This is a genomic window from Albimonas sp. (genome assembly GCF_055129145.1).
In genome coordinates, this window is record NZ_JBSRTQ010000143.1 from 1 (window position 1) to 10,738 (window position 10,738).

The 10,738-nt window shown below is 71.1% G+C and carries 10 protein-coding genes; all 10 read right to left on the bottom strand.

The annotated features are described in order from the left end of the window. Nucleotides 1-1,091, bottom strand: a 1,091-nt coding sequence (locus tag ACTB72_RS17575) for a tetratricopeptide repeat protein (RefSeq protein ID WP_463038309.1), incomplete at its 3' end; no start/stop codon positions are given. Continuing rightward, on the bottom strand, nucleotides 1,091-2,077 hold the full coding sequence (locus tag ACTB72_RS17580) for a type II secretion system F family protein (RefSeq protein WP_463038310.1): 987 nt from the start codon (nucleotides 2,075-2,077) through the stop codon (nucleotides 1,091-1,093). The genes ACTB72_RS17575 and ACTB72_RS17580, both read right to left, overlap by 1 nt. A 197-nt stretch (nucleotides 2,078-2,274) precedes the next feature. Next, on the bottom strand, nucleotides 2,275-3,237 hold the full coding sequence (locus ACTB72_RS17585) for a type II secretion system F family protein (protein ID WP_463038311.1): 963 nt from the start codon (nucleotides 3,235-3,237) through the stop codon (nucleotides 2,275-2,277). Nucleotides 3,238-3,240: 3 nt separating this feature from the next. Continuing rightward, nucleotides 3,241-4,668 carry a CpaF family protein gene (locus ACTB72_RS17590; RefSeq protein WP_463038312.1) on the bottom strand — a complete coding sequence of 476 codons (1,428 nt, stop codon included), beginning with the start codon at nucleotides 4,666-4,668 and terminating at the stop codon, nucleotides 3,241-3,243. Nucleotides 4,669-4,683: 15 nt separating this feature from the next. Continuing rightward, on the bottom strand, nucleotides 4,684-5,901 hold the full coding sequence (locus ACTB72_RS17595) for an AAA family ATPase (RefSeq protein ID WP_463038313.1): 1,218 nt from the start codon (nucleotides 5,899-5,901) through the stop codon (nucleotides 4,684-4,686). 181 nt (nucleotides 5,902-6,082) lie between these two features. Beyond that, nucleotides 6,083-6,724 carry an OmpA family protein gene (locus ACTB72_RS17600; RefSeq protein ID WP_463038314.1) on the bottom strand — a complete coding sequence of 214 codons (642 nt, stop codon included), beginning with the start codon at nucleotides 6,722-6,724 and terminating at the stop codon, nucleotides 6,083-6,085. Next, a complete protein-coding gene (locus tag ACTB72_RS17605) occupies nucleotides 6,711-8,255 on the bottom strand; it encodes a type II and III secretion system protein family protein (RefSeq protein WP_463038315.1) in 1,545 nt (514 codons plus the stop codon). Before ACTB72_RS17605 ends, ACTB72_RS17600 begins: the two co-directional genes overlap by 14 nt. Nucleotides 8,256-8,553: 298 nt before the next feature. After that, nucleotides 8,554-9,375 (bottom strand): Flp pilus assembly protein CpaB, encoded by an 822-nt coding sequence (cpaB, locus tag ACTB72_RS17610; RefSeq protein ID WP_463038316.1) that lies wholly within the window; start codon nucleotides 9,373-9,375, stop codon nucleotides 8,554-8,556. A 151-nt stretch (nucleotides 9,376-9,526) separates the two neighbouring features. Further along, a complete protein-coding gene (locus ACTB72_RS17615) occupies nucleotides 9,527-9,751 on the bottom strand; it encodes a hypothetical protein (RefSeq protein ID WP_463038317.1) in 225 nt (74 codons plus the stop codon). 314 nt (nucleotides 9,752-10,065) lie between these two features. Further along, nucleotides 10,066-10,738: Flp family type IVb pilin (locus tag ACTB72_RS17620; RefSeq protein WP_463038318.1), on the bottom strand; the 673-nt coding region annotated here is incomplete at its 5' end.

Here is a 10,738-nt window from a genome sequence, read left to right on the forward strand (position 1 = left end):
GAGCCGCTAAGCCGCGCCTCCGCCGCCACCAGCCCCGTGGGCGCGGGCGGCGCGATCGGCGCAGGCTCGGCCCCGCGCGCGCGCGCGGCGCTGGCGATGTTGCCGACCAGCTCCGCCGGGATAGGGCGTCCGGCGCGGCCGATGAGCTCGGCCGCGACGCGGAATTCGGCCTCGGCCTCCGCGAACCGCCCCAGATCATAGAGCGTCGCGCCGTGGCTGTTGCGGGCCGAGGGGCTTGCCGGCCAGCTGCGCACCGTGCGCGACAGCAACGTTTCCGCCTGCCGCCGCCGGCCCATCTGCCGCCAGGCGGAGCCGAGGCCGACCAGGATCGCCTCGGTCGGGCCCTGTTCGACGAGGGCGGTGCGGAACATCCGCTCGGCCTGCGGGGCGCGGCCGAGGTCTAGCAGCTCGCGCCCGCGCCGCGCCGCCTCGCCGGGCGACAGGCCCTCGGCGGCGCGGCGGGCGGCCTCCTGCTCCTCCACCGCGCGGGCGGCGGCCGGGTTCTCGGCCGGGATGGCGACGCCGAAGGCCGGGTGGTCGGCGGCCGCCGTTTCGGCCGCGTCGACGAGGCCGAGGGCCGCGAGCAGCCGGTCGGCGAGATCGGGGGCGGCGGCGGGCGCGGCCGGGTTTTCGGACGAGGGTTCGGCGGCCTCGTCGGGAAGCGGGCCCGCGTCGGGTTCCTCGGTCGGGCGGATGTCGAGCGGGGCGGCGAAGACGGGGACGGGCGCGGTCGGGCCGGGCGGGGCGGCGGCGGGCGCGGCGGCCGGGGGCGGAACGGGGCCGCCCTCGCCCGCGCCTTTCCGGTCGGCGAGGAAGGCCTCGAGGGTCATCCTGCGGCCCTGCCCCGGCGCGACCACGCCGTAGCGGGTGGTCCAGTCGGCGACGGCGCCGGGAGGCGCGGCGGCGCCCGGCGCGGCCTCCGGAAATCCCGCGTCGACGACAGGGGCGGGCGCAGCCGGCGCCGTCGCCTGCGCGGCGCAGCCCACGAGCGCGGCGGCGACGACGAGGATCGCGGCCCGGCCGACGACCCGCGGGACGGGGCGAGCGGCGCGCGGCGCGGCAGGGGCGGCGCGCAGCGCCTCGCGCCCCACTACTTGCCCCCCATGACCTTCATGATGTCCACCAGCGACGGACCGATCAGGATCAGCATCAGCGGCGGCACCGTGAAGAACATGGTCCCCAACGTCAGCTTGGTCGGCAGCTTGTTGGCCTTCTCCTCGGCCCGCATCACCCGCTTGTCGCGCATCTCGGCCCCGTAGACCCGGAGCGCCTCGGCGATCGAGGTGCCGAACTGCGAACTCTGGATCAGCACCGTCACGAAGGACTGCACATCCTGCACGCCGGAGCGGTTGGCGAAATCGCGCAGCACCACAGCGCGCTCCTTGCCCGCCCGCATCTCCACGGACACGATCTGGAACTCCTCGGCCAGCGAGGCATGGGCATGCGTGATCTCGTCCGCCACCCGCATCAGCGCCTGGTCGAGCGACTGGCCCGCCTCGACGCAGACCAGCATCATGTCGAGCGCATCGGGGAACCCGTCCTGGATCTCCTGCTGACGGGCGGCGCGGCGGCGGGTGACCCAGTAATTCGGCGCGAAATAGCCGACCGCCATGCCCCCGACCACGGTGTAGGCGATCATCTGCGTCTCAGACCCGGTCAGCAGGGAATAGAGCAGCGCCCCCAGCGACAGCAGCACCGCGCCCAGCACGCGGGCGACGAAATAGGTCTGCACCGCGGCGCGGGACCGGTAGCCGGCCTGGATCAGCTGTTCGCGCGCGGTCGAGAGCGCCTTCTTGTCCTTCGGCTCGAACAGGGGGGCGAGCGAGCTGAGGCGGCTGGGCTTGTCGTCGGCGCGCAGCCGCTCGATCTCCGCCCGGCGGCGCGCGCCGGCCTGGCCGGACAGGCGCATGGCGTCGCGGTCGCGCTGCAGGCGGGCGAACGGGTCGGTGCGCCGGCTGAGCAGGATCGGCGCGGCGCACAGGATCAGCAGCACGCCGAAGCCGCCCATCACCCAGACAGGCCCCATCGGACCGAACGCTTCGGTCAGCAGCGCGATGATATGTTGGATGCTGTCCAAAACGCTCCGTCGCCGGCCGGGCCGCGCCATTGGGCGCCCCCGGTCCTCCTGTCCGCTGTCGTCCCTGCCGCGCGTCCCCGCGCCCCCGCCCGCGGCTCCGGTGTTCCGGATCCCGCGGATCTCGTCTTTCGTGGGCCGCGTTTCGCGCGGCCCTGATTCTCCCGCCGCCCGCTCCCCGCCCGAAAAGGCCGGCCGGGTCAGACCTTGATGTTCACCATCATGCGCATGAACACGATGTTGATCGCAAGCATGATGCCCACGACGATGGTCGCCGGCACGAAGGCCGGATGGTCGACGACCCCGTCGTAATAGTTCGGCCGGATCAGCTGCACCACGATCAGCGCCAGCACCGGGAAGGCCGACAGGAACACCCCCGACCAGCGGCTTTCCGCGGTGATCGCCTTCACCCGGCGGAACAGCTTGAAGCGCGCCCGCACCACCGCCGCCAGCCCCGCCAGGATCTCGGCCAGGTTGCCGCCCGACTGGCTCTGGATCGCCACCGCCACCGCGAGGAAGCGCAGGTCGGGCACCGCCACCCGGTCGGCCAGCCGGTCCAGGCTGTCGTTGATGTCGAGCCCGTAGATCGCCTCGTCGGCGATGATGCCGAATTCGGTGCCGATCGGATCGGGCATCTCCTGCGCCACCAGCGCGATGGCGGACGAGAACGGGTGGCCGATGCGCAGCGCCCGGACCATCAGCTCGATGGCTTCCGGCAGCTGCTCCTCGAACTTCGCCAGCCGCTTCTTGGCCCGGCCGCCCAGCCACAGGAACATCGCCGCATAGGCCATGCCCAGCGACAACGGCCCCGCCAGCAGCGGCCCGAGCCCCGCGAACAGCATCAGCGCCACGAAGACCAGCGCCGCCGCGACCCCGGTGATCAGCAGGATGGTGCGCGGCGACCACGGGATGTTGGCCTGCGCCGCCTTGTCGAAAAGCGACGCGACCAGCGGCGCGCTGGCGGCGTTGATGTGGCGCTCCCGCTCCTTGCGGAGCTGGGTGAGCACCTCCATCGGGTCGTCGCCCTTGTCCAGCAGCGTCAGGCGGCGGTTGACCTTGGCGTCCCGGCGGGCGGAGCGGCCGAAGGCCAGCAGATAGAGCCCCTCCACCGCCAGGAAGATGCCGACGAAGATGGCGATGAAGATCAGCGGGGCGACGGCCATGGCTCAGCCCAGCTTCTTGTTGGGCTGGTAGATCTCGTTGGGCAGATCGAAGCCCCAGGCCTTGAACCGCTCGGCGAAGTTGGAGCGGATGCCCGACGCCTCGAACTGGCCGAGCACCGTGCCGTCGCCGTCGATGCCGGTGCGCTTGAAGCGGAACACGTCATGCATGGCGATAACTTCGCCCTCCATCCCGGTGATCTCCGAGATATGGGTCATGCGACGGGTGCCGTCCGACAGGCGCGAGACCTGCACCACCACATGCACGGCGGACGCGATCTGGGCGCGGGTGGCGCGCAGCGGCATCTCCAGCCCCGACATCAGCATCATGTTCTCGACGCGCCCCACCGCGTCGCGGGGAGAGTTCGCGTGGACCGTGGTCATCGAGCCGTCATGGCCGGTGTTCATCGCCTGCAGCATGTCGAGCACCTCGTCGCCGCGGGTCTCGCCGACGATGATCCGGTCGGGCCGCATGCGGAGCGCGTTCTTCAGGAGCACCCGCTGGGAGACCTCTCCCTTGCCCTCCACGTTCGGCGGCCGGCTTTCCATCCGCGCGATATGGGTCTGCTGGAGCTGAAGCTCGGCGGTGTCCTCGATGGTGGCGATGCGCTCGTCATTGGCGATGAAGGAGCTGAGCGCGTTCAGCGTGGTGGTCTTGCCCGACCCGGTGGAACCCGAGACGATCACGTTCAGCCTTGTCGCCACCACCGCCTGCAGGAACGCCGCCATCTCCTCGGTGAACGCCCCGTAGGCGATCAGCTTGTCGATGGAGAGCGGCGACTTCGAGAACTTTCGGATGGAGAGCAGCGGCCCGTCGACCGCGCAGGGCGGCACGATGGCGTTGACGCGGGAGCCATCCGCAAGCCGCGCATCGACCCAGGGCTGGCTCTCGTCCACGCGCCGGCCGACCGCCGACACGATCTTGTCGATCACGCGGAGCAGGTGCTTGTTGTCCTTGAACTTCACCTCCGACAGCACCAGCTTGCCGCGCCGCTCCACGAAGATCTGGTGGGCGCCGTTGACCAGGATGTCGGAGATGCTGTCGTCCTTCAGCAGCGGCTCCAGCGGGCCCAGGCCGGTGACTTCGTCGACCAGCTCCTGGGTCAGCTGCTCGGCCTCCGCGGCGTTGAGCACCATGCCCATCTCGCGCAGACCCTCGCGGGCGATGGTCGCGATTTCGCGGCGCAGCTCGGATTCGGGGACCTTGTCGATGATCGACAGGTTCAGCGTCTCCAGCAGGCGGCGATGCAAGTCGACCTTGATCTGCAAGAGGCGCTGGCGGCGCTTCTGCTCGCGGGTCTCGGCCGCGGCGACCTCGGCGGCCTTGGTCTCGGCCTCCGCCGCCGCCACGCGGGTCGCGGCCGCCTGGGCGGCGCTGGTCAGCACCACCGGCGCGGCCGTGGCCGGGGCGTCCTTGGCGTAACGCTTGAACATGGCGCTTTCTCCGGTTTACGCGAGGGCGACGCGGGACGCCTGCACCTCTTCCAGAACGGCCTTTGCGGTTTTGCGGATTTCCTTGCGCAACGGGTTCGCGCCGGCGAATTCCGCGAGCGGCGAGCCGTGGTCGCAGGCCTGGACCACCGCCTTGCCGCCGTCCGGCAACAACACTCCATACTCGATTCCAAGCGTTTCGGCCATTTTCTTCACGCGGCCTTTCGCGCCGAAATCGCTGAAGCCCGGCACGCGGTTCATCACGTAGTCGAGCTTGTCGAACGGCAGATCCTCGGCCTGGAGCGCGCGCAGGAAGCGCAGCATGTTCTGGGCCGAGCGCATGTCGATCTCCATCACCGCCCAGAACCGCTGGGCGGCGTTCAGCGCGGCCTCGGTCCACTCGGTCAGGGCGGTGGGCAGGTCGACGATCACCACGTCATGGCTGTCGGCGGCGAGCGCCAGCAGCCGCTTCATCCCGTCCGCCCCGATGATGTTGAGCGGCAGCGCGTCGGCGGGGGCGGTGAACACCGACAGGCGCGCGCCACGCTCCTCCAGCGCCGCGGCGAAGCCCTGGGCGTCGGCGCGCGACATGTCCGACAGGAAATCCAGCACCGAATCCCGCCGCGGCATGTCCAGATAGGTCGCCACGGAGCCATACTGGAAATCGAGGTCGAGCAAGCAGACCCGCAGCCCCGACTTGCGGCTTTCCAGCGCGATCTCCCAGGCGAGGTTGACCGCGAAGGTGGTGGCGCCGACGCCGCCCGCGACCCCGTAGACCGGGTAGATCAGCCCCTCGCGGCCGCGGCTTTCGACCGCGTCGGCCGGCGCGCCTTCGCCCCTGCGGGCCGAGGCGATGCTCTCCATCAGCGATCCCGGCGTGAGGGGGGCGGGCAGGAAATCGGTGGCCCCGGCGCGCATCAGCCGGTGCACGGCGACCGGCGCGATCTCGTCGACCACCAGCACCACGGGCGCGTGACGCCGCGTGCAATGGGTGACCAGCGCCAGCAGGGTGTCGATCCCCTCCATGTCCTCGGGTCCGACGCAGACCAGCACGGCGGCCGAGGCGTCGCCCGCCGCCGCCAGCAGGCCGGGCACCTGCCTGGGCTCGGCGGCGACCCAGCCGCCATCGCCGAAATCGGCGTCGAGCTCCCGCGTCAGCCCGGCGAAGCGGGCCGGATCCCGGGCCACCACGAGCAGATCCGCGGTCGCGGCGCCGGCGCGTTTTCTCTTCAGCATGAAGTCAATCGCCTCCGCGCGCCCTGCTCCGGCCGATCCTCGTCCCCGCGCGGACTCGCCGCGCGACGACCGGCCTGCGCCCGTTGATATTCCCGCTTCCCGATATAGCGCGGGTTTCGCGCCGCAGGAAGCGCACGCGGCGTCTCGGTCGGGGGCCTGCCGCGGGACCGCCCGGGCCGCGTCAGCCGCCCGTGCCCGGCGCCGGCGCCGTGTCGAGCTGCTTGGTCGTGTAGTCCGTATAGGCCAGATAGGCGCGCTTGCCGTTGAAGCTGCGCCCGCGCCAGCCGGCGCCCCAGCCCTCGACCGTCGACACGGCGCGGCGGTTGGCGCGTTCCTCGTCCGGCGTGGGAACCAGCGGATCGCGCTCGCCGCGCGACAAGACCAGCGCGAGCTGCCCTTCGCCGACGCCGAGCGCCGCAAGCCGCGCCGCGACCGCCTGCGCCCGGCGCAGGCCGATCCGCTGGTTGTAGCGCTCGGCGCCGACGAGGTCGGCATGCCCCTCGATGGCGACCATCGCGGCGGGATGGGCGCGCAGCCAGGCGGCCTGGGCGGCCAGCGCGCGGGCTGCGGCGGGCTCGATCGCCGCGTCGTCGAAGGCGAAGGTCACCGTGTCGGGGGCGGCGGCCCGGAAGGCGGCGCGCAGGGATGCGAGCCGGGCCGGGTCCATGCCGCGCCCGGTCATCGCCGCGAAATTGGTCGCGTCCCATTTGCCGAAGGACTCGGAGGCGGGCGCCATATGCTCCATCGGCGGGGTCCAGCCGCAGCCCCCCGCCAGCGCCGCCAGCGCGACCGCGCCCGCCAGGCGCGCCCTATTCCACGACATAGCCGTAGGCCCCCTCGAACGCGCGGCCCGCCACCGCCCGGATCGTCGGATCGGTCGCGACGCCCAGCTTGCCCATGAGGAACAGCTCCTCCTCGCTCGGCAGGCGGATGCGGTCGGTGGGCAGCTCCAGCGCATCCTCGGTCACCGGCGAGATCAGGTAGGCGGTGACGATGATCACCAGCTCGGTCTGCCGGCGCTGGAAATCGGCCGAGCGGAACAGCGTGCCCAGGATCGGCACGTCGCCCACCCAGGGCAGCTGATTGGCGTTGTCGACGAATTCGTCCTGCAGCAGGCCGGCGATGGCGAAGCTTTCGCCGTCCTTCAGCTCGATGGTGGTCTTGGCCCGGCGGGTGGAGAAGCCGTTGAACGACACCCCGCCCGAGGCGATGACGATCGAGGTGTCGATGGCCGAGCTTTCGGCCTCCATCTCCAGGTTGATCACGTCGGCGGAGACCACGGTGGGGGTGAAGCCCAGCGACACGCCGAAGGGGCGGTAGTCGACCGACAGGTTGCCGTCGTCGGCCGAGTAGAGCGGCACCGGATATTCGCCGCCCGCCAGGAACGACGCGTCGTCGCCCGACAGCGCCACCAGGTTCGGCTCGGCCAGGGTGCGGGCGAAGCCCTTCGATTCCAGCGCGTCGATGGCGAGGTTGGCGACGATGCCGCCCGCCGCATAGCCGATCTGCAGGATGCCTTCGGACGGGCTCGACGACGTGTAGCCGTTGCTCAGCCCGCGCCGGGTCGGCACGGCGAGGTCGTTCTCGCCGGAAAGATAGTCGCCGGTGCCGACGCCGACGCCGAAATTGCCGAAGCCGAAGCCGACCCCCCAGTTGAAGCCCAGCTGCTTGGAGGCCGAGCGCTGCACCTCGGCGAAGCGCACCCGCAGCAGCACCTGCTGGGAGCCGCCGACCGACATCATGTTGGACACCCGGCCCGGCGCGTAGCGCTCCGCCAGCTCCAGCGCCCGGGCGAGATAGGCCGCCGACGACACCGTGCCCGACAGCACCACGCCGTCGGCGGCGGACCGCGCCTGGATGTCCTCGCCGGGCAGGATCTGCTGGAGGCGTTCCTTGAATTCCTGGAGGTCGGGGCCGACCTGGACCGAGACGTTGGCGATCAGCCGCCCGCCCGGCCCGAAGAGGGTGAGCGTGGTGCGCCCCGCGGTCTTGCCCAGCACGTAGACGGTGCGGTTGGACAGGGCGGCGACGTCGGCGATGCCGGGATTGGCCACCGAGACCTCGGCGAAGGCCTCCCCCGCCTCCAGCACGATGGCGCGGTTGACCGAGACCGAAACGGTGGGCGAGGCCGCCCCCTCCAGCACCCGCACCGCCGGCCCGCCGGTCGGGGGCGCCGAGGCGGGCGCGGGCGCAGGGGAGGGCGCGACCTGCGCGAGCGCCGCGGAAGCGCCGAGCAGCAGGACCGAGAAGACGAGACCGGCGGCGCGCAGAAGCGCGCCAGGGGCGCGGCGCGGGGCCGCGACCTGGTCGACGCGCCGGAGGACGTCGCGGACGACGTTGCGCCGGAATGCCATCGCCTCCCCCTTTTCCAACCGGATATCGAACTTCAAGACCGGCTCGCAAGCCTCGGGGATAGAGCCATTTTTATGAAAGCCTGACAAGCTCCACGCCGGCCGCGCCCCGGCATCCGGGCCATGCCGACGCAAAAGTGGCTGAAAAGCGACACCGGGTGTCCGACGCCTCTCGCCGCGCCGAATTGCGGATTTTCGCGTGATTTCAAATGGGAAGGAACCGCCGGCGGGGCGCCGCCGACGGTTCCGGAATGCGCGCAGCGGAGGGCCGCGACCGGCTCGGGGCCGGCCGGGGCCCCGCTCAAGGCATGGTGCGGACTTCGACCTGGTTGCCGCGGCGCACGATCACCTTGATCTCCGGCTCCGGCGCGGGCCCGGCATCGACCACCGGCGCCGCCTCGACCTCGCCGAGCAGCGACGCCCTGTCGATCGGCGCGGCGGCGATCGCGTCGGTCGCCCCGAAGCCGCGCAGCGCGATGGACAGGTTGCCCAGCTCCGAGGCCAGCGTCAGCTGCTGCACCTGCGCGGGGCTGCCCTGCAGGGTCACGGTGCGCGCCACCTTGGCCTCGATCCGGTCGGGATCGGTGTCCTGGTCGACCGCGATCACCTCGATGCCCTCGATCAGGGTGCGGGTGGTCAGGCCGTTGCGGCGGTCGTTCACCGTCAGGAACACGTCGATATGCGAGCCGGGCAGCACGAAGCCGCCGACCGAGGACGAGGCCGTGACCGGCATGGTGTAGGCGCGCATCCCCGGTTCGAGCAGCGACATCACCGTCGCCCGCTCGCCGAAGCCGGTGACCTTGGACTTGAGGATCAGCTCGTTGGGCTCCATCCGCCGCAGCACGGTGCGGGGCTTGCCGTCCGTGCCGAACAGGTCCTCGGGCGAATTGAACGAGTTGTCGGGCAGGATCTCGGCCGGCCACTGGATCACCTTGACGTCGGCGGCGGTGATCGGCTGGCCGAATTTCAGGGGTTTGGCGGCGACGGCCACGGGGACCAGGGCGACGCTCGGGCCGGGCGCCATGCGGGATTCGGCCGCCTGAACCTGCGCGAAGACATACCAGGCGGCGCCGCCGGCGAGCGCCAGTCCCGCGACGAAGACGAAGACGGCGAGCGATCTCATGATGGGATCCCGTTCGTTCGATGCGAGAAGCCGCCCCCCGCGCATGTGCGGTGGACGGCTTTGCTTTTCAGATGGGCATCAATTCCGCCAAGATCCGGATCGCGTCGCGACTCAGGCGATGCGCGATCCGGACCGGCTGGTCAGCGCTGGATCACTCGGAAGCGGTGGCGTTGCCCCAGTTGGCGTCGGAGACGGCCGAGCTGCCTTCGCTCAGTTCCGAGGAGATCGCGCCGATCATCGAGTCGACGCCGGTGTCGAGGGCGGCGATGGCGCCGATCGACAGGATCACGACGGCGGCGGTCAGCACGACCCAGTCGACGGTCACGGCGCCGGACTCGTCGTAGATCGCGCGGCGCACCTTGGCAAAGAAAGTCATTGGATATCCCTCCACTACACGGAACCCGGCATCCAAACCGCTGGCTCCAAGCATCGCCCTACACCGGACGTAAGCTACACACACCCCCTAGAGGGCCTTGATTCCCCCGGCGGATGGGGGAGGTCTTTCGCGGAAGGGCAACGAACGATCCCTCTCGCTATACACGTGGATGAACGGCGCCGCCGGAAAAATCAACCCGATTCGCGCCGCGTGGTTAAAAGGAAATGAAGGTTACGATGACGCACGCGCGCATGACTTGGGGTGCGGATCGCGCGCCGGGTCGTGATCGCGTCGCAAGGCGATCACGGCCGAACTCAGGGCTGTTTCGGATGTTCCAGCAGCACATCGTTGATCGCGGCGAGGAAATCCACCACGCCCTCGCGTAGAGGAGCGCCGACGCCGATGCCGATCATGACCACGCCCGCGGTGAGCACCACGAATTCTATCGACGCTGCGCCGTTGTCGCAGCGCCGCAGTCGTCTGATAATCGAGATCGCTCGGACCATGGACGCACCAGATGAGTCACGCTTCAGGCAGTCTACATGACCATGATAGCATGGTTGTCGAAATCCGGCCATACGAACGGTCGCAAAGCCGCGAGCCCGCCCCGCGACGCCTTTGACGCGGTCGGGGGCGGTGGCGGGGGTGGGGACCGTGCCGCTGCGGCGCCCCGGCCACCCCCCGAAATCGTGGCCGACGCGTACGGCCCGGCGCCCGGGGCCGAGGCGCAGAACGGGAACGACGCGGGCTTCGGCCGCGCCGTCGCCGGGCGGTGGCGTTTCGCCCGGTCGGTCCGGCCTGGGCCAGGGGCCCGAATCGGAACGGGGCTGGCGGTCGGGCTCATCGCGGGACTCGTCGCCGGGATCGCCTCGCTGCCGTCGCCGCTGGCCGCCGCCTCCGCCGCTGCGGCGGTGCGCGCGCTTGCGGGCGCCGGCCTCGCCGCCCCCGCCTTGCGCCGCATGCGCCCACCCGGCGCCGGACATGCGC

Coding starts and splice junctions, on each gene's coding strand:
- ACTB72_RS17585 (WP_463038311.1), bottom strand. CDS start 3,237: ATGGCCGTCGCCCCGCTGATCTTCATCGCCATCTTCGTCGGCATCTTC.
- ACTB72_RS17590 (WP_463038312.1), bottom strand. CDS start 4,668: ATGTTCAAGCGTTACGCCAAGGACGCCCCGGCCACGGCCGCGCCGGTG.
- ACTB72_RS17615 (WP_463038317.1), bottom strand. CDS start 9,751: ATGACTTTCTTTGCCAAGGTGCGCCGCGCGATCTACGACGAGTCCGGC.
- ACTB72_RS17600 (WP_463038314.1), bottom strand. CDS start 6,724: ATGTCGTGGAATAGGGCGCGCCTGGCGGGCGCGGTCGCGCTGGCGGCG.
- cpaB (WP_463038316.1), bottom strand. CDS start 9,375: ATGAGATCGCTCGCCGTCTTCGTCTTCGTCGCGGGACTGGCGCTCGCC.
- ACTB72_RS17595 (WP_463038313.1), bottom strand. CDS start 5,901: ATGCTGAAGAGAAAACGCGCCGGCGCCGCGACCGCGGATCTGCTCGTG.
- ACTB72_RS17605 (WP_463038315.1), bottom strand. CDS start 8,255: ATGGCATTCCGGCGCAACGTCGTCCGCGACGTCCTCCGGCGCGTCGAC.